Source organism: Roseateles agri (assembly GCF_034043675.1).
Classification (GTDB): Bacteria; Pseudomonadota; Gammaproteobacteria; order Burkholderiales; family Burkholderiaceae_C; genus KK5.
In genome coordinates, this window is the sequence record NZ_JAXCLA010000002.1 from 731,272 (window position 1) to 752,892 (window position 21,621).

The 21,621-nt window shown below is 63.8% G+C and carries 20 protein-coding genes; 3 read left to right on the forward strand and 17 right to left on the reverse strand.

The window, feature by feature from the left end; all coding sequences use genetic code 11:
- Nucleotides 1-10 precede the first annotated feature (10 nt).
- Genes SNE35_RS07480 through SNE35_RS07520 form a run of 9 tightly spaced genes read right to left on the reverse strand, consistent with a single transcriptional unit; the run spans nt 11 to nt 10,439 of the window.
- The gene (locus SNE35_RS07480) at nt 11-1,135 is read right to left on the reverse strand and encodes a deoxyguanosinetriphosphate triphosphohydrolase (protein WP_320422232.1); all 1,125 of its coding nucleotides are present in this window, start codon (nt 1,133-1,135) and stop codon (nt 11-13) included.
- Between the two features lie 3 nt (nt 1,136-1,138).
- Nucleotides 1,139-2,233: a 3-dehydroquinate synthase gene (gene aroB, locus SNE35_RS07485; RefSeq protein ID WP_320422233.1), complete on the reverse strand. Its 1,095-nt coding sequence runs from the start codon at nt 2,231-2,233 to the stop codon at nt 1,139-1,141.
- Nucleotides 2,234-2,242: 9 nt separating this feature from the next.
- Nucleotides 2,243-2,806, reverse strand: coding sequence for a shikimate kinase (locus SNE35_RS07490; RefSeq protein WP_320422383.1), 564 nt, complete (start codon nt 2,804-2,806; stop codon nt 2,243-2,245).
- Nucleotides 2,803-5,250 carry a hypothetical protein gene (locus tag SNE35_RS07495; RefSeq protein WP_320422234.1) on the reverse strand — a complete coding sequence of 816 codons (2,448 nt, stop codon included), beginning with the start codon at nt 5,248-5,250 and terminating at the stop codon, nt 2,803-2,805. The genes SNE35_RS07490 and SNE35_RS07495 overlap by 4 nt, the downstream gene beginning before the upstream one ends.
- A gap of 48 nt (nt 5,251-5,298) precedes the next feature.
- On the reverse strand, nt 5,299-7,476 hold the full coding sequence (locus SNE35_RS07500; protein ID WP_320422235.1) for a type IV pilus secretin PilQ: 2,178 nt from the start codon (nt 7,474-7,476) through the stop codon (nt 5,299-5,301).
- A gap of 44 nt (nt 7,477-7,520) precedes the next feature.
- Nucleotides 7,521-8,051 (reverse strand): pilus assembly protein PilP, encoded by a 531-nt coding sequence (locus tag SNE35_RS07505; RefSeq protein WP_431312717.1) that lies wholly within the window; start codon nt 8,049-8,051, stop codon nt 7,521-7,523.
- On the reverse strand, nt 8,048-8,737 hold the full coding sequence (locus SNE35_RS07510) for a type IV pilus inner membrane component PilO (protein ID WP_320422236.1): 690 nt from the start codon (nt 8,735-8,737) through the stop codon (nt 8,048-8,050). Before SNE35_RS07510 ends, SNE35_RS07505 begins: the two co-directional genes overlap by 4 nt.
- Nucleotides 8,738-8,742: 5 nt before the next feature.
- A complete protein-coding gene (locus SNE35_RS07515; protein ID WP_320422237.1) occupies nt 8,743-9,363 on the reverse strand; it encodes a PilN domain-containing protein in 621 nt (206 codons plus the stop codon).
- Nucleotides 9,360-10,439, reverse strand: coding sequence for a pilus assembly protein PilM (locus SNE35_RS07520; RefSeq protein WP_320422238.1), 1,080 nt, complete (start codon nt 10,437-10,439; stop codon nt 9,360-9,362). Before SNE35_RS07520 ends, SNE35_RS07515 begins: the two co-directional genes overlap by 4 nt.
- A 301-nt stretch (nt 10,440-10,740) precedes the next feature.
- Here SNE35_RS07520 and SNE35_RS07525 point away from each other — a divergent pair, with 301 nt between their 5' ends.
- Entirely contained in the window at nt 10,741-13,125 is a 2,385-nt protein-coding gene (locus SNE35_RS07525; protein ID WP_320422239.1) for a penicillin-binding protein 1A, read from the forward strand.
- Nucleotides 13,126-13,128: 3 nt separating this feature from the next.
- On the opposite strand, the gene cyaY is transcribed toward SNE35_RS07525, so the two are convergent.
- Complete coding sequence (gene cyaY, locus SNE35_RS07530) at nt 13,129-13,485, reverse strand: iron donor protein CyaY (protein ID WP_320422240.1); 357 nt, start codon at nt 13,483-13,485, stop codon at nt 13,129-13,131.
- A gap of 19 nt (nt 13,486-13,504) precedes the next feature.
- Between cyaY and lptM the strand changes: the two genes are divergently transcribed.
- Entirely contained in the window at nt 13,505-13,678 is a 174-nt protein-coding gene (lptM, locus tag SNE35_RS07535; RefSeq protein WP_320422241.1) for an LPS translocon maturation chaperone LptM, read from the forward strand.
- A 4-nt stretch (nt 13,679-13,682) separates the two neighbouring features.
- On the opposite strand, the gene SNE35_RS07540 is transcribed toward lptM, so the two are convergent.
- The 6 genes from SNE35_RS07540 to SNE35_RS07565 all read right to left on the reverse strand — a co-directional run bounded on the left by SNE35_RS07540 (nt 13,683) and on the right by SNE35_RS07565 (nt 20,052).
- Nucleotides 13,683-14,687 (reverse strand): ABC transporter ATP-binding protein, encoded by a 1,005-nt coding sequence (locus tag SNE35_RS07540; protein WP_320422242.1) that lies wholly within the window; start codon nt 14,685-14,687, stop codon nt 13,683-13,685.
- Nucleotides 14,684-15,673 carry an ABC transporter ATP-binding protein gene (locus SNE35_RS07545; protein ID WP_320422243.1) on the reverse strand — a complete coding sequence of 330 codons (990 nt, stop codon included), beginning with the start codon at nt 15,671-15,673 and terminating at the stop codon, nt 14,684-14,686. Before SNE35_RS07545 ends, SNE35_RS07540 begins: the two co-directional genes overlap by 4 nt.
- Before the next feature lie 15 nt (nt 15,674-15,688).
- A complete protein-coding gene (locus SNE35_RS07550) occupies nt 15,689-16,600 on the reverse strand; it encodes an ABC transporter permease (RefSeq protein WP_320422244.1) in 912 nt (303 codons plus the stop codon).
- Between the two features lie 2 nt (nt 16,601-16,602).
- The gene (locus tag SNE35_RS07555; RefSeq protein WP_320422245.1) at nt 16,603-17,580 is read right to left on the reverse strand and encodes an ABC transporter permease; all 978 of its coding nucleotides are present in this window, start codon (nt 17,578-17,580) and stop codon (nt 16,603-16,605) included.
- 91 nt (nt 17,581-17,671) lie between these two features.
- The gene (locus SNE35_RS07560; protein WP_320422246.1) at nt 17,672-18,781 is read right to left on the reverse strand and encodes a porin; all 1,110 of its coding nucleotides are present in this window, start codon (nt 18,779-18,781) and stop codon (nt 17,672-17,674) included.
- 185 nt (nt 18,782-18,966) lie between these two features.
- Nucleotides 18,967-20,052: a porin gene (locus tag SNE35_RS07565; protein ID WP_320422247.1), complete on the reverse strand. Its 1,086-nt coding sequence runs from the start codon at nt 20,050-20,052 to the stop codon at nt 18,967-18,969.
- A gap of 294 nt (nt 20,053-20,346) precedes the next feature.
- Between SNE35_RS07565 and coq7 the strand changes: the two genes are divergently transcribed.
- Nucleotides 20,347-20,991, forward strand: a complete 645-nt coding sequence (coq7, locus tag SNE35_RS07570) for a 2-polyprenyl-3-methyl-6-methoxy-1,4-benzoquinone monooxygenase (RefSeq protein ID WP_320422248.1) — start codon at nt 20,347-20,349, stop codon at nt 20,989-20,991.
- On the opposite strand, the gene SNE35_RS07575 is transcribed toward coq7, so the two are convergent.
- Nucleotides 20,988-21,413, reverse strand: a complete 426-nt coding sequence (locus tag SNE35_RS07575; protein WP_320422249.1) for an OsmC family protein — start codon at nt 21,411-21,413, stop codon at nt 20,988-20,990. The genes coq7 and SNE35_RS07575 overlap by 4 nt on opposite strands.
- Nucleotides 21,414-21,621: the final 208 nt, after the last annotated feature.

A 21,621-nucleotide genomic window follows, 5' to 3' on the forward strand; every position in this document is an offset into this window, starting at 1 on the left:
CCAATTATGTTCAGAACAGCCGGCGGCCGGTGAGGCGCTCGTGCTCCTTCATCGCGAAGCGGTCGGTCATGCCGGCGATGTAGTCGGCGATCGCACGGAAGCCGCCTTGCTTGTACTCCTCGGGCAGCAGCGCGGGATCGTTGGCATAGAGCGCGAACAGCTCGCGCAACAGCTCCTCGGCCCGCACGCGCATCCCCTGCACCTGCGGGTGACGGTAGAGATTGGCGAAGAGGAAGCGCTTCAGTTCGCTGCTGGCGGCGCGCATACCGGTGCTGAAACGGATCAGCGGCTTGGGCTGCTGGCGGACAGCGTCGGCGCTGTCCGGCCCCGCCTCGCCAATGGCCGTGCGGCTGGCATCGATGATGTCGTAGACCTGCGCGGACAGCATCCGGCGGATCGTGTCGAACAGCAGACGCTTGCCCTTCAGCGCAGGGAACTCGTCCAGCGTCTCGCGCAGGCAGCGCTCGACCAGCGGCACCTGCCGCAACTGCTCCAACTCAACCAAGCCCGAGCGCACACCGTCGTCGATGTCGTGGGCGTTGTAGGCGACTTCGTCGGCCAGGTTGCACAGCTGTGCTTCGAGGCTCGGCTGCTGCCCGTGCAGAAAGCGATGGGCGACGCCGCCGGGCTCCGCGCCTTCGATAACCTCGGCATTGCGGCGCGCGCAGTGCTTGAGGATGCCCTCGCGTGTCTCGAAGCAGAGGTTCAGCCCGTCGAAGGCCGGGTAGCGCTGCTCCAGCACATCGACGACTCGCAGCGACTGCAGGTTGTGCTCGAAGCCGCCGTGGGGCTTCATGCAGTCGTCCAGCACATCCTGGCCGGCGTGGCCGAAAGGCGTGTGGCCCAGGTCGTGGGCCAGGGCGATCGCCTCGATCAGGTCCTCGTCTAGCCTGAGGCTGCGGCCGATCGAGCGGCCCAGTTGCGCGACTTCCAGCGAATGCGTGAGCCGCGTGCGGAACAGGTCGCCCTCGTGGTTCATGAACACCTGCGTCTTGTAGACGAGACGGCGGAAGGCGGTGCTGTGGATGATGCGATCGCGGTCGCGCTGGAACTCGCTGCGCGTCGGCGCCTTCGGCTCGGCGATGCGACGGCCGCGGCTATGTGTCGGGTGACAAGCGTAGGCCGAAAGCGTCATCGTTCAGGCCGTATGAGCCTCGATGACCGCGGCCACCAACTCGTCCGGTGCGGGCCGCATGCCGGCCTTGCCGAGGCCCTCGATGACGACGAAGCGAATCGCCCCGCCCTCGGCTTTCTTGTCCACCTGCATCAGCTCCAGATAGCGAGCGATGCCCAGCTTCGGGCCGACAACCGGCAGGCCCGCCCGCTCGATCAGCCGCTTCATCCGCGGCAGGAATTCCGCCGGCATCAGGCCCAGGCGCACGCTCAGGTCGCTGGCCATCACCATGCCGCAGCCGACCGCCTCGCCGTGCAGCCATTCGCCATAGCCCAGGCCCGTCTCGATCGCATGGCCGAAGGTGTGGCCGAAGTTCAGGATCGCACGCAGGCCCTGCTCGCGCTCATCCTGGCCGACGACATCGGCCTTGATCTCACAGCTGCGCTTGACCGCGTAGGCCAGCGCGGCCTTGTCGCGCGCCAGCAGCGCGTCGATGTTCGCCTCCAGCCATTCCAGGAATGCCGGATCGGCGATCGGGCCGTACTTGATGATTTCGGCGAGGCCCGCCGACAGCTCGCGCCTGGGCAGCGTGTCGAGCGTGTCTAGGTCGGCGACGACACGCACCGGCTGATAGAACGCGCCGACCATGTTCTTGCCGAGCGGATGGTTGATCGCCGTCTTGCCGCCGACCGACGAATCCACCTGAGCCAATAGCGTGGTCGGCACCTGCACGAAGGGCACTCCACGCATGTAGATCGCCGCCGCGAAGCCGGTCATGTCGCCGATCACACCGCCACCCAGCGCGAACAGCACGGTCTTGCGATCGCAGGCTTGGCCCAGCAGGTGGTCGACGATGGCGTTGAGCGAATCCTGGTTCTTGTGTTCCTCGCCGTCGGGCAGCAGCACCACGTCGACTCTTTCGTAATGCGGTGCGAGTTGCCGCTTCAGACGCTCCAGGTACAGCGGCGCGATCGTTTCGTTGGTGACGATGACCGCCGCAGCGGCCCGCGGCAGGCCTTGCCAGGTGGCCGCGGCGTCGAACAGGCAGGTGCCGATCAGGATGTCGTAGCTGCGGCCGTCGGGGAGCGCGATGGAAACGGATTCGGGGGGGTGCTGCATGCCCGCAGTTTAGTCGGCGCGTTGCGCACCGACGGTTGCGGCGACCCGTGCGGAGTCGATCAGACCCGCCAGCTCCAGCTGCATCAGTGCCATGTTGACCAGCCCGTGCACGGACGGCCGGCCGGTTTCGAGCACGTAGTGCGCGCAGCGCCGGTACAGCGGATCGCGCTGCGCGTAGAGCTCTCGCAATTTGGCCAGCGGATCTCTCACTTGGAGCAAGGGCCGCTGCGTGTCGTGGCGCAGCCGGCGGAACAGATCCTCGGGCGTGGAGCGCAGGTACAGCACAGTCGAGCTGCCATGCAGCAACGCCCGGTTCTCCTCGCGCAGCACCGATCCGCCACCGGTGCCCAGCACCAGTTCGCCTTCGGAATCGAGAATATCGGCCAGCACCTGAGCCTCGATCTCGCGGAACGGGGCCTCGCCCTCGCGCTCGAAAAAACTGCGGATCGGCTCACCGATCCGCAGTTCGATCTCGTGGTCGGAGTCCACGAAGCGCACGCCCAACTGCCGCCCCAACTGCTTGCCGACGGTGGACTTGCCACCGCCGGGCATGCCGACAAGAGAAATGATCAGGGGCTGCAAGGCGAGCCGGACGGCGCTGTGGTCACGATTGCTTGCGAAAACGACGACACCAGGCCACTGGGCGACTTGAAGCTGACCGTGATGGTGCCCGCGTTCGTCGTGTCGTCGAACTTGTACGAAATGGTCACACCAGAGGGCGTCGCGGTATTCGGGACGGGCGACCCGCCCTGCACGAACACCGACAGACCATCCGTGCCGGAGGCCGTAATCACAGTTCCGGCGGCCATCGGGTTGTAGGCTGTTGTGTTGGCATCCGATGCCGCGAAGGACAAGACACCAGACCGGGCCAAATTAGTCATGATCGTGCCGCTGCCGAACACAGCGAAACTCTGCTTTACCGGTACGCCATTCGAGTAGCCAGTAGTCAGCAACTGCGTGGCGCAGCCGCCATAGACGTTGCCAGGCCACGTCGTACCCCACTTGGGACCGGCAGCGGACGTCGACATGATCGTCTGCATTGCGCGCCGGACGTACGCGGGACCCCAGGTTTGACTGCAAGTATTCGGCCGCGACGGGATTGTGACGTCCACCTGCAGCGTGTCAGAACTGGCGGGGAGGCAAGCGTTCGTCTGCCCCGTCGTCGTGGAAACAAACTGGTCTTCGGCGGGATCGTAGAAGTTGTCGTACTTGAGGTCGATGTAGATGTCGCCCAGATCCTGGAAGTCCTCACCAGCGTCGTAGACGTTGTTTCCGTTCAGGTCGATGAAAGACTTTTCACCAAGCGCGTACGCCACCACAGTTAGCCGACCATCGGCAGGCGGCGGCAGCGTGCTGACGAAGTTGGCCGTTGCAGTCGCGTTGCCGCTGCTATTGACCGCGGTCTGCTTGCTCGCCTCGATCTGCCCTCCCTCGGCAACGAAGTTGATCGCCGTGCCGTCCGGCACCGGATTGCGGAGCCGGTCAGATGCGATCACGGTGAAAGTATTCGTCGTGCCCTGGATATTGAAACCTTCGATGTTGATTGTGGCGGGCGCGGCTGAGAAACTGACTTGCGATGGCAAACCCACGGCGACCGAAAGCACGCTCGACACGGTCGAAATACTCGAGTCCTGCAGGGTCGCCTTGATGCGCACCGGTGTCGGCACAGTGCCCGAGTTCACGCGCACGATCACATTGCCGTCCGAGTCTGTCAGCTTCGTAACGGTAGGCGGGGTCGAACTGGTGGGTTGGTCATCCAATGTCAGACCACCGGCCTGTGTGTTGGCAACCAACACCACAGTTTTGCCCGGCAAACCGTTGTTGTTCTGGTCCTTGACCTTGAACGTGATGTTCGAGCTTTCGACCAAGCCCGAGCCCTTCAGGTAGATATTCGAAGGCGAGGCCGAGACGAAGCCGATGCTGGTAGCCGTCGGCGGGGCAACGGCGATCGAGAGGTTTTGCGTCAAGGTCGTGCCGGCAACGGACACCTGCAAGTTCTCGACACCGGCTGTGGCACCGCAACCGCCGTCGCGGAATGTGAAGGTGGCTTTACCGGTAGTCGTCGTCTGGCTGGCTGGCGTGATCGTCCCCTTGCCCGCGGCGGCGCAGGACGAAGTGATCGACAGATTGACCGCGCTGTTAGCACTGGTGCCGGTCAGTTGGACAGTCAGATTGGCCTGGCCGTAAGCCGACAGCGTGGTGGTCACGTCAGAAGTGAACGAGCTGATCGTGACGTTGGTCGCCGTCAGCTGGAAGCCAGTCGCATCGGAATAGGTAGTCCCGAGGTAGCTCACCGTCGCCCGCAACGTGTCTGCGCCAGTCGAGGTCGATTGCGCTGGCGACACCACAATCGAGGCCTTCCCAGTCGGGTCCGTGAGCGCCGACGGCGCACTCAGGCTGCCGAGGCCCGCATCGGTGGAGAACTTGACCACAACTCCCGAGAGCGGGACGCCTGCATTGTTCTTCACTGTCACCGTCGCCGTGGCTGGTGCGCCAGCCGTGACCGTTGTCGACGAGAGCGCCAGCGCCACAGTCGGCGTCTGAGCCGAGGCGGGCGGATCGACGACGTCAAAGGACTGCGTCTTCGTGATGCTACCGCTGACGATCGTGATCGTGATTCTGCCGTTGACCGCACTGCCGCTGCCGCCGAGGGTGACGGTTGCCGTCTGCTTGCCAGTGGCATCGGTCACAGTCCCGCCCGGGGTCACGATACCGCGGTCGACCGCGAAGGCCACACCAGCGCCCGCAACGGCATTGCGGTTGGCATCGATCGCCGTCACCGTCACAGTGACGCCGACGGTGTCGATATTCGTCACGCTGGTCTTATCCAGCTCAACGACAAGATCACTCGCGGTCGCCGTCGGCGTGGACGAACCGCCGCTCGCGGGCGAACTGGGCGCGAAGACGGATCCTCCCGCATCGCCCCCACCACCTCCGCATGCAACCAGAGCGGTGACCAGAACCAAACTCACCAGGCTCTGAATGGCCCGACGCGCTGCTACAACGAAATTGCTCACGACTTTTCCTCTCCTGCCGACCGTCGGCGGCGTTCTTCCCTGAACCGCTCAGCGCACCGGCGCCCGCTCACTGACCACCTTCGGCGTCAGGAAGATCAACAGCTCCGTTTTGCTCGACGTCTTCGTCTTGTTCTTGAACAGATTGCCCAGCACCGGAATATCACCCAGCAATGGGACCTTGGAGACATTCTCCTGTTCGTCGATCGTGAAGATGCCGCCGATGACCACCGTGCCACCGTTCTCGACCAGCACCTGCGTCTGCACATGCTTGGTGTTGATCGAGTAGCCCTGCGGGGTCAGCGTGCCGCGGCTGTCCTTGGTCACGTCGACGGCGAGGATCACACTGCCTTCGGGTGTGATCTGCGGCGTCACTTCGAGCTTCAGATTGGCCTTGCGAAACTGCACAGAGGTGGCGCCGCTGGAGGTGGCGACCTGATAGGGCAGTTCCTCGCCCTGCTCGATCAGCGCCTTGACCTGGTCGGCCGTGATCACGCGCGGACTCGACACGATCTTGCCCTTGCCGTCAGCTTCGAGGGCGGAAAGTTCTAGGTTCAGGAAGCGATTCGCCGAGGCACTGAACAGCGAGAGTGCGAAAGTAGCCGCACTGGTCGCGCCAGCAAATGCGTCGGAGGAAACGTTGGCCGGCAAGTTGACAAACTGCGTGTTGCCAAAGTCCGTAGTGGTGCCGGATTGCAGCGTCTGGTAGGCACTGGAAGCGTAGTTGTTGCCGACCGACAGGTAGTTGCTGCCGCCGACGCTCCAGCCCGGAACGCCGCCTTGCAAGCCGCGCAGGTCGGTCGTGCCCAGCTTGACACCCAGCGAGCGGCCGAAGGAGTCCGTGGCTTCCACGATGCGTGCCTCAATCAGCACCTGGCGCACCGGAATGTCGATCTTGGCGATCATCGACTGGATCTCTTCCAGCTTGGACGGCGTGTCGGAGACGAAAAGCTGATTCGTGCGCGTCTCGAAAACCACGCTGCCGCGCGGCGAAAGGATGCGGGTGTTAGTTGAGCTACTACTGCTCGTGCTGCTGCCTTGCGCCGTCGCCTGGCCGGTCAGGCCGGCAGCGATGTCGGCCGCCTTCGTGTAGTTCAGCTGGAAGGACTGCGTGCGCAACGGCTCAAGCGAGGCAATCTGGGCCTTCGACTCGAGCTCCAGCTTCTCTTTCGCAGCGAGCTCATCCTTCGGCGCGATCAGCAGCACATTGCCGGACTTCTTCAGGCCCAGGCCCTTGGCCTGCAGGATGATGTCCAGCGCCTGATCCCAGGGCACGTCCTTCAGTCGCAACGTCACGTTGCCGGTGACGGTGTCGCTGGTGACGACATTGAAATTGGTGAAGTCGGCGATCACCTGCAGCAGCGCGCGGACCTCGATGTTCTGGAAGTTCAGCGACAGCTTCTCGCCGGTGAAGCCCGGTCCCTGCGTCAGCTTGTTGGGATCGATCTTCTGCGGCCGCACCTCCAGCACGAACTGGTTGTCGCTCTGGTACGCAGAATGCTCCCAGGCGCCCTTGGGTTCGACGACGAGGCGCACGCGGCCACCGGTCTGGCTGGCCGTGATGAACTGCACCGGACTGCCGAAGTCGGTGACGTCCAGGCGCCGACGCAGCCGCTCGGGCAGGCTGGAACGCAGGAACTCGACGACGACGCTCTGGCCCTGCTGCTGGATGTCCACGCCGACCTGGTTGCTCGGCAGGTCAACGACGACGCGGCCGGCACCGTCCGCGCCACGACGGAAGTCGATGTCGCGCAGGGCCTCGGGCGCTGCGTTCATGCTCTGGGCGAAATGCACCGGCTCGGCGGTCGTGCCACCGGCCGTGCGCGCGGCGGCGCTCGGCGCTTCGAGCACCAGCAGCAGAGCGTTCCCATCCAGCTGTGCGCGGTAGCCCGAGGGCTGGCGCAGGTTCAGCACAACGCGCGTGCGCTCGCCCGCCTCCGCCACATTGGCCGAGCGCAAATTGCCCTGGTTGATGTCGACCACCGAGCGGCCGATGCCGTTGACGACGCCAGGCAGGTCGATCGCCACGCGCGGCGGCGTCTGCACGGTGAAGCCCTTGGGCACTTCCTTCAGCGGTTCGGACATCTCGATCCGGACCACCTCGACACCGGCCTGCTGCGTGCTGTTGATCGAGCGGATCGCCGCCTGCGCGAAGGCACTGCCGCTCGCGGCCAGCCCCAACACCAGGCCCGCAGCCAGCGTCCATGTCGCGCGCCAATGATTCGTCATCCGGGGCCCTTTTTTTCCGTGCCGCTGCCGTGCTGCTGCCATATTCATCGACCCTTCTCCTGAAGCTGGAGGGTGCTTGAGCGTTCTACCCATTCGCCTGCAGCGTCCTGCACGACTTCCCGCAAGGTCACGTCGGTTTCTGAAATCTTCACGATTCGGCCGAAGTTCTGGCCCAGGTAGTCCCCGGCCTTGACCTGGTAGAGCAGGTTGTCCACCCGCAGCAACGCGTAGCGCTGGTTGTCGCGAGTGATGCTGCCGACCATGGACATGCTGTCCAGCGGATACGCCTCCAGCGGCTCACGGCGGCGGTTCATCTCGGCCGTCAGCAGCGAATTGGGCTGAGCCGCCTCCTGCTTGATCGCCACGCTGAGCTTCTGCACGCTGAACGGCTCCACCGCGCCGGCGGCTTCGTAGGGCTGCGGCAGGAACTTCTTCGGCGGAAGCAGCGGCTTGATCGTCGCGTGGGCGTTGTGCCGTTCGGTTTCCATCCACTGGCGCAATTCGTCCAGATCGGCGGAGCAGCCGCTCAGCACCAGCGCCGCCAGCGGGATGAGGTAGGTCGCGCGCTTCATCATGATGGCTTCTTCGCCGCCTTGGCGGCTGCCTTCTTCTGATCGGCCACCTCGGTCGCGTCGAGATAGCGGTAGGTCCGGGCGGTGGCTTCCATCGCGAGGTTGCCAGAGCTGGCGTCCTTGCCGGTCGGCGCGACGACGCTGAGGTTGTGCAGGGTCACGATGCGCGACAGGTTGGACACGTCGGCCGCGAAGGCGCCGATGTCGTGATAGCGGCCGGACACGCGCAGCGAGATCGGCAGTTCCGCGTAATAGTCCTTGACCACCACCTGCCCGGGCCGGAACAGCTCGAACTGCAGACCGCGGCCGAGACCCGCCTGGTTGATGTCGGACAGCAACGCATCCATCTCGGCCTTGCCGGGCAGTTGCTTCTCGAGTTGGGTGACGTACTCCTCGACCTGGCTCTTCTGCTTGCGCAGTTCCGGCAGATTGACCGCCTGGGCCAGCTTGCCCTTGAAGTCTTCCTTCAGCGTGGGTTCGCGCGCCCGCTCGGTATCCAGCGAAGTCTGCGCATCGGACAGCATCAGCAGCCAGCCCAGCACGACGACGGCGATGCCTGCCGCGATGAACGCGGTCATCTTGGGCAGCAGCGGCCACTGACCCGGTTCCTTGGGATTCAGGCCGCGGAACTGATCCTGCACGCCTTCGAACCAGGCGTTCAGGTCGAAATTGATTGACTTGGTCGCCATGATGTTCAGGATTGCGTCGCCGACCTAGCCGCGGGGCCGGATGCGGCGCCCGCGGCTGCTTCGGTCGCCGGCGCCTTGATGGACACGCGCATCGAGAAGTCGAACAGCCGCTTCTGGTCGCGACTGTTGGTGCTCAGATTCGCCACCTTGCTCTCCACCAGTTCGGGTTTTTCCAGCCACTCCGAATTGCGCGACACATTGCGCAGAAACTCGGAAATCCGCTCGTTGGTCTGCGCAATGCCACTGATCGTCACGAGCTTGTCGGTCTGTCGAATCGCCGTCAGGTAAATGCCTTCGGGCACGGTGCTGGCGAGTTCATTGAGCAAATGGACCGGCGTATTGCGGTCGGTCTGCAAGTCCTCCACCGCCTTTTGCCGCGACTTCAGCGATTCGATTTCTGCGCGCAGATTCGCAATATCCTTGATCTGCACTTCCAGGCGACCGATCTCGGCGCCCAGGTACTGATTGCGGCGCTGTTGCTCGGAGGTCAGATACTGCAGCAGCAGGAACGCGGCGACGACGATGCCGACACCGACTGCTGCCGACATGCCCAGCCCGACGAAGAAGGCTTGCTTGCGCCGCCTGCGTTTGTCTTCGCGGTGCGGCAGCAGGTTGATCAGAATCACTGGAAAAACCTCCGCATCGCCAGACCGCAGGCCGTCAGATAGGCAGGCGCCTCACGCCGAAGTTTCGGCTCGCGCACCGCCGAACCAAGCGCCATATTTTCGAACGGATTCACGACCATACAGGCGAATCCCGTCAGCTCGGTCACGCGTTCCTTCAGGCCGGGGAGCGTCGCGGTGCCGCCGGCGAGCATCACGTAATGCACCTTGTGGTGCGGCGTGCTGGTGAAGAAATACTGCAGCGCGCGGCCGATTTCCTGAGACAGGCTGTCGACGAAGGGATTCAGCACAGCGGATTCATAATCTTCCGGCAAATCGTTGGACAGTTTCTTCTGCTCGGCTTCCTCGAACGAGAAACCATATTGCCGGGAGATCAGCTGCGTCAGCTGCGATCCGCCGAAGGCCTGGTCGCGGTCGTACAGCATCTCGTCGTCGCGCAGCACCTTGAGGCTGGTCGTATCGGCACCGATCTCGAACAGCGCCACCAGTGCGTCCTTGCCGGCGTTGGGCAGGTTGGCGATCAGTCGCCCCATGGCCATGCGCGACGCGTGCGACTCGATATCGAGGATCACCGGCCTCAGCCCCGCCGCCTCAGCCAGGCCCTGGCGATCCTGCACGCGATCCTTGCGGGAAGCGGCGATCAGCACCTCGACGTCGCCGACCGAGGTCGGGCTCGGGCCGATCACACAGAAATCGAGGCTCACCTCATCCAGCGAGAAAGGAATGTACTGGTTTGCCTCGGCTTCGACCTGCAGCTCCATTTCCTCGTCGCGCAGACCGGCCGGCAGCATGATCTTCTTGGTAATGACCGCCGACTGCGGCATGGCGAGCACTGCATCGCGTGTCTTGCTGCCGCTGCGCGCGACGACGCGGCGCACGGCATCGGCGACCTCATCGAATTTCTCGATCTGGCCGTCGGTTATCCAGCCCTTTTCGAAGGACTCGGTGGCAAACCGCTCGAGCACCATTTCCCCATTGGCGCTCTGGCCCAGCTCAACCAGCTTGACGCTCGACGAGCTGATATCCAAGCCAATCATGGGCGGGTGCTTGCGACCCATCAGTACGTCAAGAAAGCCCATGACGCGATTCCCCGGAATTCCAGCACCCGAACAGATTTGGAAGCATCTGCAAGATTCGTTGCCAGACTATTAATAAGTTACTTGAATGCTAGCAGCAAAGCCGTTGAGGCCCCAAGGTTTAGGGGTCACAGCCCGTAACGTGCCGTTGCGTAACATACACGCATGCCCAGCGGTAAAAGACTGAAAGACGCTGGTCTTCCGCCGATTTGTTCACGGTCATCACCCCGGCCGGTTGCCGCTTTTTAGGCACAGCCACCCGGGCTGCGGGTTTTCTATAATCCGGCCACCGCATCGGAAGCCCATGAGCGACGCCAAGAACAACACCTCTCAGAAACCCTCTGAGTCTCGTACCGCTTCTCGCAATCCCGCCCTTTCCTTCGTCCTTCGTGCCTTCGCGATTCTGGCTGGAATCATTGCGGCTGGCGCCTTCGGCCTGGCGCTGCTGGTCGCCCTGGGGCTGGCGATGGCCTACCCGAACCTGCCCGACATCAGCGGCCTGACGGACTACCGCCCCAAGCTGCCACTGCGCGTACTCTCCAGCGATGGCCAATTGCTCGGCGAGTTCGGCGAAGAGCGGCGCAACTATCTGGCGATCAAGGAGATCCCGAAGGTCATGCAGGACGCGGTGCTGGCGATCGAGGACGCCCGCTTCTACCAGCACGGCGGGGTCGACTACCTGGGCATCATCCGCGCCGGCCTGGCCAATGTGGGCGAATCGCGCAGCCAGGGCGCATCGACGATCACGATGCAGGTGGCGCGCAACTTCTACCTGTCGACCGAGAAGACCTTCACCCGCAAGATCTACGAGATCCTGTTGGCACTGAAGATCGAGAGCGCGCTGAGCAAGGAACAGATCCTCGAGATCTACATGAACCAGATCTTCCTGGGGCACCGCGCCTATGGCTTCGCCGCCGCCAGCGAGGTCTATTTCGGCAAGCCGCTGAAGGACGTCACGGTCGCCGAAGCCGCGATGCTGGCCGGCCTGCCGAAGGCGCCGTCGGCCTACAACCCGATCAATAACCCGCGCCGCGCCAAGGTGCGCCAGCAGTACATCATCGAACGGATGCTGGAAAACGGCTTCATCACGCCCGAGCAGCGCGACGACGCCAAGGCGCAGGTGCTGCGCTACCGGACGGTGACAGACCTGCCCGCGCATGGCGAATTCGTCGCCGAATCGGCCCGCCAGCTGATCTTCACCCAGTACGGGGACGCCGCCTACACGCGTGGCTTGAACGTCTACCTGACCATCCGCGCCGACGAGCAGAACGTCGCCTACCGCGCGCTGCGCCGTGGCATCCTCGACTACGAGAAGCGCCAGGTCTATCGCGGCCCCGAGGCCTATGCCGACCTGCCCGGTGACCCGGCCGATCTCGACTCCCGCGTTGCCGAGGCCCTGGCCGATCACCCGGCGAACGACGAGTTGCTGGCTGCCGTGGTGCTGGAGGCCGACCCGAAGAAGGTCGTCGCGGCGCTGCAGAGCGGCGAATCGATCACGATCGTCGGCGACGGCCTGAGGCCCGCCACCTCCGGCCTGGCCGACAAGGGCAACCCCAAGACGCGCATCCGGCGCGGCGCGATCATCCGCGTCGTCAAGGGCGTGGACAAGGCGGGCAAGGACGTCTGGACGATCACACAGCTGCCCGAGGTCGAGGGCGCCTTCGTGGCGATGGATCCGCGCAACGGGCGGCTGCGCGCGCTGGTCGGCGGCTTCGACTGGGCCAAGAACAAGTTCAACCACGTGACGCAGGCCTGGCGCCAGCCCGGCTCCGGCTTCAAGCCCTTCATCTACTCGGGCGCGCTGGAGAAGGGCTTCACGCCCGCCACGATCATCAACGACGCACCGCTGTTCTTCGATGCCGGCGCCACCGGCAGCCAGCCCTGGGAGCCGAAGAACTACGACGGCAAGTTCGAGGGCCCGATGACGATGCGCCGCGCGTTGGCGCAATCGAAGAACCTCGTGTCGATCCGCATCATGCAGTCGATCGGCGCACGCTATGCGCAGGACTGGGTGACACGCTTCGGCTTTGACGCCGACAAGCACCCGGCCTACCTGACGACAGCGCTCGGCGCCGGCTCGGTCACGCCGATGCAGATGGTGCAGGGCTACGCGGTGTTCGCCAACGGTGGGCATCGTGTCGCGCCACAGCTGATCTCGCGCGTGACCGATGCGAAGGGCCGCGTGCTGTTCGAAGCGCCCACCGTGTCGTTGGGCGAGGACAGCCGCGTGATCGACGCGCGCAACGCCTTCATCATGAACAGCTTGCTCGAGGAGGTCGCCCGTACCGGCACCGCCGCCAAGGTGCAGGCCACGCTGAAGCGCCCCGACCTGGGCGGCAAGACCGGCACGACCAACGATTCGATGGACGCCTGGTTCAACGGCTACCAGAAGGAACTGGTCGCTGTGGCGTGGATCGGCTACGACACGCCGCGCAAGCTGGGCGACCGCGAAACCGGTGGCGGCCTGGCCCTGCCGGTCTGGATCGAGTACGCCAGCTTCGCGTTGCGCAACGCGCCGATCGAGGATCAACCGGTGCCCGAAGGCGTCGTCAATGTGAACGGCGAGTGGTACTACGACGAGTACAGCGGCAATGCGGGCGTCCACACGCTGGGCGGCGACGACACGAAGTTGCCGCAGCAGGGTTCCGAGGACGAAAAGAAGAGCATCCTCGACCTGTTCAAGCGCTGAAATTCAGGCGATGAAAGTCAAGCGCTTGCCGGCCTGCAAGCTCGCGTGCTCGGAAAGCACGGCGTGGAACTCGTCGGCCGTTTTCGTGTCGAGCCAGCGGCCATCGCAATAGCGGAAGTGGAAGCCACCGCCGCGCGTGGCCAGCCAGATCTCCTGCAGCGGCGGCTGGGTGTTGATGACGATCTTGCTGCCGCCCGGCAGGCTCAATTCCAGCAGGCCACCCGTGCGGTGGGTGTCGATATCGACGACGTCCTCGTCCAGCCAGCGATCCAGCAGCACCTCGAGGCCATCCAGCAGCGCCTTCGTCTTGGCGTGGTAATCGGCATCGGTCAGCGGTGTGGCGGCGGGGGCTTGGGACATGGGCGATAAACTTCCGGGAATGAACGACAAGAACAAATTGCCGCGAAGTGTAGGCCTGTCGGTGCTGGCGCTCGGCGCCGCGCTGCTGATGGGCTGCGGCCAGAAGGGGCCATTGGTGCTGCCGAAGCCGCCCCAGGCGGCCACCAGCGCTCCGTCCGCAGCCGCTGCCTCGGCCGTGCAGGCCAAGCAATAGGGAACTAGATCCGACGCTCTTCCACGGCGTGGCATGCCACCTGCACGCTCGTGGCATCCACCCGCAGCACCGGCCGCTCGGCCTTGCAGCGCTCGTTCGCGTGCGGACAGCGCGGATGGAAGCTGCAGCCGCTGGGCGGTTGCAGTGGGTTCGGCACCTCGCCCTGGACCGGCGTGCGGCTGCGCCCGGTCATGTGGATGTCCGGGATCGCATCGAGCAGCATCCGCGTGTACGGATGGCGCGGCCGGGCGAACAGCTCGGCCTTGGGCGCCAACTCGACCAGCCGGCCCAGGTACATCACACCGACCCGATCGGCCACATGGCGCACAACCGCCAGGTTGTGCGAGATGAACAGGTAGGACAGGCCGCGCTGCCGCTGCAGGTCCTTCATCAGGTTCAAGACCTGGGCTTGCACCGACACGTCCAGCGCCGAGGTCGGTTCGTCGCAGACGAGGAACTCCGGCTGCGTCGCCAGGGCCCGGGCGATCGAGATGCGCTGGCGCTGGCCACCAGAGAACTGGTGCGGGAACTTGTCGCCATCGGACGCAGTCAGGCCCACCGATCGCAAAAGCTCGCCGACCCGCTCGCGCAACTCGCCGGCCCCGCTGACCAGACCGTGCTCGCGCAGCGGCTCGGCAACGATCTCCTGCACCTTCCAGCGCGGATTCAGGGAGGCGTACGGATCCTGGAAGATCATCTGCATGCGGCGGCGCAGTGTCAGACCGTCCCGGGACGCAAGCGTGCGCGCCGCATCGACGCCATCGAAGCTGACGCTGCCACGCGTAGGTTCGTAGAGGCCTACCAGCAGGCGCGCCACCGTGCTCTTGCCGCAGCCGGACTCACCCACCAACGCCAGCGTCGTGCCACGTTCGATGGCAAAACTGACGCCATCGACCGCATGGACGAACAGCCGCTCCTTGCGCTCCAGCACGCGGTTCAGCCACGGCAACGAGACATCGAAGGTCTTGGAGAGGTCCTGCACTTCGACCAGCGGCGTGTTGCTGCTCATCGCGCCAACTCCGTCTGCACCGAATGCAGCCAACAAGCGGCCTGCGTGCCCTCGACCGTCATCAGATCCGGCCGCTCGATACGGCAGCGATCGAAGACCTTCGGACAGCGCGGGTTGTAGGCACAGCCCAGTGGAATGGCATTCAAGCGCGGCATCGAACCATCGATCTGCAACAGGCGTTCGCGGTCCTCGTCCATCGCGGGGATCGAGCCCATCAGGCCAGCGGTGTACGGATGCGCCGGCCGATGGATCACTTCGGCGACCGGGCCCACCTCGGCCAGCCGGCCCGCGTACATCACTGCGACGCGGTCGCAGGTCTCGGCGATCACGCCCATGTCGTGCGTAACCAGCATCACCGCGGCACCCTGCTCTCGGCAGACGCGCTTGAGCAAGGAAATGATCTGGGCCTGGATCGAGACATCGAGCGCCGTCGTCGGTTCGTCGGCCACGATCAGCTTCGGATTGGCCGCCAACGCCAGCGCGATCACGACGCGCTGACGCATGCCGCCGGAGAACTGGTGCGGGTACTGGTCGATGCGCTGCGCTGCAGCCGGAATGCCGGTCTCCTCCAGCAACTCGATGGCGCGCTTGCGTGCCTGCGCGGTACTGAGGCCCAGATGGGTCGTGATCGTCTCGACGAGTTGTCGGCCGATCGTGTACAGCGGATTCAGCGAAGTCAGCGGATCCTGGAAGATGGCGCCGATCTGCCGGCCACGGATGCGGCGCATCTGCTCGTAGGGCAAGTTGTCGATGCGCCGCCCTTCGAGCAGGATCTCGCCACTGGCGATGCGTCCCGGCGGATCCAGCAGGCCGATGATGGCCGCGCCGGTCAGCGACTTGCCGGCGCCGGATTCGCCGACCACACCAAGAATCTCGCCCGGCGCGATGTCGAAGGACACATCGTCCAGCGCCAGCAAGGTGCCGCGGCGGGTCGGGAACTCTACCCGCAGGTGGCGGACTTCAAGCAAGAGCGTGGGGCTGGTCATCGCTAGCTCGTTGTTTCAGCGCAGCCGCGGATTCAGCGCGTCGCGCAGCCAGTCGCCCAGCAGGTTCACGCTCAGCGCAATGAGCACCAGCATCACGCTGGGCCAGATCGTGATCCACCATTCGCCGGAGAACAGGAAATCGTTGCCGACGCGAATCAGCGTGCCCAGTGAGGGGCTCGTCGGTGGCACGCCAACGCCAAGGAAGGACAGCGTGGCCTCCGTGATGATCGCCGCTGCGACCTGCAGCGTCGCCAGCACCAGCACCGGCCCGAGCACGTTGGGCAGCACATGGCGCCGCATGATGCGCAGCGGACGAACGCCGATCACGCGTGCGGCCTGCACGTACTCGCGGTTGCGCTCCACCAGCGTGGAGCCGCGCACCGTGCGCGCGTACTGCACCCAGCCGGACAGCGAGATCGCCAGGATCAGCACCAGAAAGGCCAGCACGTCATGCGCGTCCGGATACAGCGCGCGGCCGACGCCATCGATCAGCAGCGCGATCAGGATCGACGGGAAGGACAGCATCACGTCACAGATGCGCATGATGAAGGCATCGACCTTGCCACCGACGAAGCCGGCCAGCAGACCCAGGCCGACGCCCAGCAGCATCGACAGCAGCACCGACGCGAAGCCCACCAGCAGCGAGATCCGCGCGCCGTACATCAGCGCGGAGAGGATGTCGCGGCCCTGATCGTCGGTGCCAAGCAGGTACTTACTGCTCCCGCCCTCCACCCACGCTGGCGGCAACCGTGCGTCCATCAACTCCAGCGAGGCCAGGTCGAACGGGTTGTGCGGCGCCACCCATTCCGCGAAGCAGGCGCAGAAGAGACAGGCCAGCGCGATGAGCGCCGCGGCGATCGCCACTGGCGAGGAGCGGAACGAGTGCCAGACGTCGCCATCGAAAAAGCGGGTGAGCAAGCCAGCCATCGTCAGTGCGCCTTGCCTTCCGCCCGCAGCCGCGGGTCGACGCTGAAATAGAGAAGATCCACCGCCAGATTGATGGCGACGAAGATCAGCGAGATCAGGCACAGGTAGGCGGCCATCACCGGGATGTCCGCGAACTGCACGGCCTGGATGAACAGCAGGCCCATGCCAGGCCATTGGAAGACTGTCTCGGTGATGATGGAAAAGGCAATCAGCGAACCGAGTTGCAGGCCGGTGATGGTGATCACGGGCACCAGCGTGTTCTTCAGCGCATGCCCGAAGTAGATGGCACGGTCGCTGAGCCCTCGGGCGCGGGCGAACTTGATGTAGTCCGTGCGCAAGACCTCCAGCATCTCGGCACGCACGAGACGCATGATCAGGGTCAGCTGGAACACGGCGAGCGTGACGGCGGGTAGCAGCAAGTGGCGCAGGCCATCGGCCGTCAACAGGCCTGTGGTCCAGGAACCGAAGGACACGACGTCGCCGCGGCCAAAGCTCGGCAACCACTTCAACATGACCGCGAAGACGAGGATCAGCAGGATGCCGATCAGGAAGGTCGGCAGCGACACGCCCAGCAGCGACAGCATCATCAGCAATTGCGCACCGAAGCGGCCTCGTCGCAGCGCGGCATAGACCCCCAAGGGAATGCCGGCGCACAGGGCGATCACCGCAGCGACGAGCGACAACTCCAGCGTGGCCGGAAAACGCTCGACGATCAGGCTCGACACCTGCCGCCCCTGGCGCAGGCTGAGCCCGAAATCGCCCTGAACCGCGTTAGCGACGAAATGCGCGAATTGGACCGGGAAGGACGCGTCGAGGCCCAATTGCCGGCGTAGTTCGGTGCGTTGCTCGGGCGTCGCGTCCTGCCCCAGCATATTGCTCACCGGGTCGCCGACGTACTGGAACAGCATGAACGCGATGAAAGCCACCGCGAGCATCACGATCAGAGCCTGGACAAGACGGCGGAGGATGAAGACGAGCATTGAGCCCAGTTTATGCGGCCTTGGCACACGAAAAGAAAAACGGGCCGCGAGGCGGCCCGTTTCGGTTTGGCTCGTCGCGAAACGCTGATGATCAGAAGCGGTGGCGCAGGCCGAGCATCGCGTTGTAGCGACGGGTGTAGCCGGTCGTCAGATAGGTCTCCCCGTTCTTCAGGTTCGTGCGATCAGCCTCGAAGTAAGCATCGGTGCGCTTCGAGAACGCGTAGTCGGCGACGAAGGAGAGGTAGTCAGACTTGTACTTGGCGCCGGTCTGGTCGACCTTGTGCTCCATGTGGTAGTACTCGGCGCCCAGGTTGATCTGCGTCGTCAGCTGGTAGGTGCCACCGAACATGATCATGTCGCGCGACTGGGAGGAAGTCAGCGGCACGGCGGCACCCGTGTACAGGGGACCCATCGACTGTCCATTGAGGAAGCCGGCGGCATAGGTAGCCGCCAGGACGTTCGCACCGGCGTCGAACTTGTTCTTCATCCAGGACAGGTTGATGTAGATCGGGCCGGACGAGTACGCACCACCCAACATTGTGCCCTTGACCTTCTTGCCAGCAGAGGTCGCCGCCGTCGCACCTTCCGTTTCAAGGTAGCCACCGCCAAACGCCCAAGCGCCGTCGGAATACTTGAGCGCACCGCCAGCCGACTTGTCCACTGCACTGTTTTCGCCGGCACTCACCTGCAGTTCTCCAGTGATCGGGCCCGCGATGAACTTGTACTTCACCATATTGTCCTGACGATTGTTCAGCGTCATGCCCAGTTCCGGCTTGTACTGATCAATGTAGGTGGAGTACTTGTAGGACGAGAAGGTCGAGGCGTTCAGGTCGAACAGGATGTTGTACTGGCGACCCAAGGTGACGATGCCGAAATCGTTCGATGCAAGACCCACCCAGGACTGGAACCAGAAAACACCCGCCGGCGAGGAGGCCGCCGTGGTGCCGGTGTCAAGAGAGAGACGGTGTTCCAGGTTGGCGATCGCACGCAGGCCGCCACCCATGTCTTCATTGATGTTGATCCCCAGTCGGCTTTGCGACATGCCGCTGTTGGACAGCTGCTTCTTCGCTCCGCCAGGGTTGGCATTGCTGGAATAGCGCGCAGCCGCGTCGACGATGCCATACATGGTCACGCTGGACTGAGCCCATGCGGCGCTCGTACTTGCGGCCAGCAAACCCAGGACCAGAGTTGCTTTTTTCATCGATGTCTCCTGCTTTTAGGGATATGGGGAACGACAGCGCATTCTCATGGAACATCCCGAAACCAGTGACGATTTGTTGCCATCAACCAACAAGAGCTAACCCTGTCGCTCAGGTGACTCAGCAGACAGAAAGCAAAAAGGCCGCCCGAAGGCGGCCTCGCGATGCAGCGAAGCTGCGTCGTCGATCAGAAGGCGTGCTTGATACCGACGTCGACGCTGCCCGACGAACCATTCTTGACCGGGTTGTAAGCGTCAGCCAGAGCAAAGGCAGAAGCACCCTTGTTCTTGATCTCGCTCACGTTGCCGTACAGGGCGGTGCGCTTGGACAGGTTGTACACGTAGCCGACCGAGTAGTGGTCAGCCTTGTCGCCCAGGCCAGCCACGCGAGCGGTGTCGTTGAACTTGCTGTTCGTGTACGAAGCCAGAATCAGGCCCGGGCCGACCGGTGCCGTGGCGGCGATCGTCCAGTTGTCTTGCTTCAGCGAGCCGTACTTGACTTGCGTGTAGATGACGGCCGGCTTGACCATGCCGAAATCATACGAACCGGCGATCGTGCCCAGCTTCAGCTTCTCGGGGGCGCCATCGATCGTGGTTTGGTTCAGGCCACCAGCAACGTGCAGGGCGTCCAGCTTGTATCCGACACGACCGCTGACTTGCTTTTGACCGCCAGCACCAGCAACGCCAGCACCTTCGCCGGCGGCAACGTTCAACTGACCATAAAAACCACCCAGGTTGCCCGGAGCGATGTAGATGATCTGGTTGTTGTTGCGGTTCTGGGTCGAGTCACCGAAGGCTTGGCCGTTTTCGCTGCCCAGCACCGAGTACGTGTTGTACATGGCGCCTTGGCCCACGTCGCCGTACGGATCGAAATCGTCCATCAGCAACTGGGTAGCGGTCTTGTCACGGCCCAGGCGGACTTCACCGAAATCACCCGACAGGCTCACGGTCGAGCGACGGTTCCAGAACGTGGAGGTCGTGGTCTTGGCCGCGCCGGTCGAACCGACGTTGGCGCCAGCTGCGCCGGTGTCGGCGTTCAGGCCGCCTTCCAGCCAGAAGCCAGCCTTCAGGCCGCCGCCGAGGTCTTCAACACCGCGAACGCCCAAACGGCTGCTTGCGAGGCCGTCCTTGGACAGGTTCATCTTGGACTCGCCATTGGACTTCGTGTAGCGGGTCGCGAGGTCAATCACACCGAACAGGGTGACCGACGATTGAGCGGAAGCCATACCAGCCACCGAGCTCAGCACAGCCAATGCAACGATAGATTTTTTCATTAGTTACTCCTAAAAATTCAACGAAGCCCTGTTTGCGAACACCTCTGAACAAGGCTTAGCAAGACGTCTTGGGCAAACCTCCCAGTGGAAGTCGCTGCATTGCACCAGACGACACATCCCCTAGGGAAGTTCCGAATAGATAAATTTTGAAAATACGTTGTCGATGAACAACATCAGCCTAGGCTCACAAAACAGACATATTGCCGGGAAGGCAATGTGAGCAAAAGGCAGCACTTGGAGCCCGGGTAGACTGCCCCGCCGAATTGCACGAGTCCCGTTCTTCCAAGCGCTCTAATGTCGCACCGTTCGCAACTTTCTGCTCGAGACCGCCTGCTTTCCAGTTTGGACGAGGGATTGCGCACGGTGTTCGCTACGCCCAGGTCCTCGATCCCGACACCCACGGCACCGACCCCAGCCTCGCCGCTGTCAACTGACGAGCGCCAACTTGCCGGTGCCCTGATGCGAGTCAATCACGTCGGCGAAGTTTGCGCGCAGGCACTTTATCAGTCCCAGGCGCTCGTCAGCCGCAGCCCGGCACTGCAGTCTCATTTCGAACACGCGGCGCGCGAGGAACTCGACCACCTCGCCTGGACCAGCCAGCGCGTGCACGAACTCGGCACCCACACCAGCTGGCTCAACCCGCTCTGGTATGGCGGCGCCTTCGCGCTCGGCAGCCTCGCAGGCTTGGCCGGCGATCGCATCAGCCTCGGCTTCGTCGTCGAGACAGAACGACAGGTCGAACAGCACCTCGCCAGCCATCTGGATCGCCTGCCGGAAGCTGACCTCGCCTCGCGAGCCATCGTCGAACGCATGCGCGACGACGAAGCCCGGCACGCCGACGAGGCCTTGGCCGCAGGCGCTCAACTGTTGCCTGCGCCGGTCAAGGGCCTGATGCGAATGGCCGCCCGGGTGATGACGCTGACGGCCCACCATATTTAGACCTCGACGATCTCCACCGAGGTCGTGATCTTCGCGGTCTTGGCCAGCATGATGCTGGCCGAGCAGTATTTCTCGTGCGACAGCGCGACCGCCCGCTCGACCACCTCCTGCTTCAACCCGCGTCCGGTGACCGTGAAGTGCATATGGATCGCGGTGAACACCTTGGGTTCGGTGTCGGCCCGGTCCGCCTTCAGGCTCACCTGGCAGCCGCGCACGTCGTGGCGGCCGCGCTTCAGGATCAACACCACGTCATAGGCCGTGCAGCCGCCCGTGCCGGCCAGCACCGTCTCCATCGGGCGCGGCGCCAGGTCGCGCCCGCCACCGTCCGGCGCGCCATCCATCGTCAGCAGGTGGCCGCTGCCAGTCTCGGCCACGAAGCTCATGCCCTGAGCAGCGCCCATCCAGTTGATCGTGCATTCCATCGTCAAAGACTCCTTGTTTTTTGCTCGTGGGAGCAATTACTCCACATCTTTTTGAGCAGAAATTATTGCGGCGCAGCATAGCAAGCGTTAGAATTGGATCCAAGCGTTGCAACAGATCTTCAGCTTGCTTGGCAATCCCCAAGATCTTCGTAGCGCACCGTTTGTCTCCTCCACCGCCTCAATGGTGGATTCAGCCCGAGATTGCAAG

Bases quoted from the DNA above. Each gene is read 5' to 3' on its own strand.
- SNE35_RS07480 (WP_320422232.1), bottom strand. From the start codon at position 1,135: ATGACGCTTTCGGCCTACGCTTGTCACCCGACACATAGCCGCGGCCGT.
- aroB (WP_320422233.1), bottom strand. From the start codon at position 2,233: ATGCAGCACCCCCCCGAATCCGTTTCCATCGCGCTCCCCGACGGCCGC.
- SNE35_RS07500 (WP_320422235.1), bottom strand. From the start codon at position 7,476: ATGACGAATCATTGGCGCGCGACATGGACGCTGGCTGCGGGCCTGGTG.
- SNE35_RS07505 (WP_431312717.1), bottom strand. From the start codon at position 8,051: ATGATGAAGCGCGCGACCTACCTCATCCCGCTGGCGGCGCTGGTGCTG.
- SNE35_RS07510 (WP_320422236.1), bottom strand. From the start codon at position 8,737: ATGGCGACCAAGTCAATCAATTTCGACCTGAACGCCTGGTTCGAAGGC.
- SNE35_RS07520 (WP_320422238.1), bottom strand. From the start codon at position 10,439: ATGGGCTTTCTTGACGTACTGATGGGTCGCAAGCACCCGCCCATGATT.
- SNE35_RS07525 (WP_320422239.1), top strand. From the start codon at position 10,741: ATGAGCGACGCCAAGAACAACACCTCTCAGAAACCCTCTGAGTCTCGT.
- cyaY (WP_320422240.1), bottom strand. From the start codon at position 13,485: ATGTCCCAAGCCCCCGCCGCCACACCGCTGACCGATGCCGATTACCAC.
- lptM (WP_320422241.1), top strand. From the start codon at position 13,505: ATGAACGACAAGAACAAATTGCCGCGAAGTGTAGGCCTGTCGGTGCTG.
- SNE35_RS07540 (WP_320422242.1), bottom strand. From the start codon at position 14,687: ATGAGCAGCAACACGCCGCTGGTCGAAGTGCAGGACCTCTCCAAGACC.
- SNE35_RS07545 (WP_320422243.1), bottom strand. From the start codon at position 15,673: ATGACCAGCCCCACGCTCTTGCTTGAAGTCCGCCACCTGCGGGTAGAG.
- SNE35_RS07550 (WP_320422244.1), bottom strand. From the start codon at position 16,600: ATGGCTGGCTTGCTCACCCGCTTTTTCGATGGCGACGTCTGGCACTCG.
- SNE35_RS07555 (WP_320422245.1), bottom strand. From the start codon at position 17,580: ATGCTCGTCTTCATCCTCCGCCGTCTTGTCCAGGCTCTGATCGTGATG.
- SNE35_RS07560 (WP_320422246.1), bottom strand. From the start codon at position 18,781: ATGAAAAAAGCAACTCTGGTCCTGGGTTTGCTGGCCGCAAGTACGAGC.
- SNE35_RS07565 (WP_320422247.1), bottom strand. From the start codon at position 20,052: ATGAAAAAATCTATCGTTGCATTGGCTGTGCTGAGCTCGGTGGCTGGT.
- coq7 (WP_320422248.1), top strand. From the start codon at position 20,347: ATGTCGCACCGTTCGCAACTTTCTGCTCGAGACCGCCTGCTTTCCAGT.
- SNE35_RS07575 (WP_320422249.1), bottom strand. From the start codon at position 21,413: ATGGAATGCACGATCAACTGGATGGGCGCTGCTCAGGGCATGAGCTTC.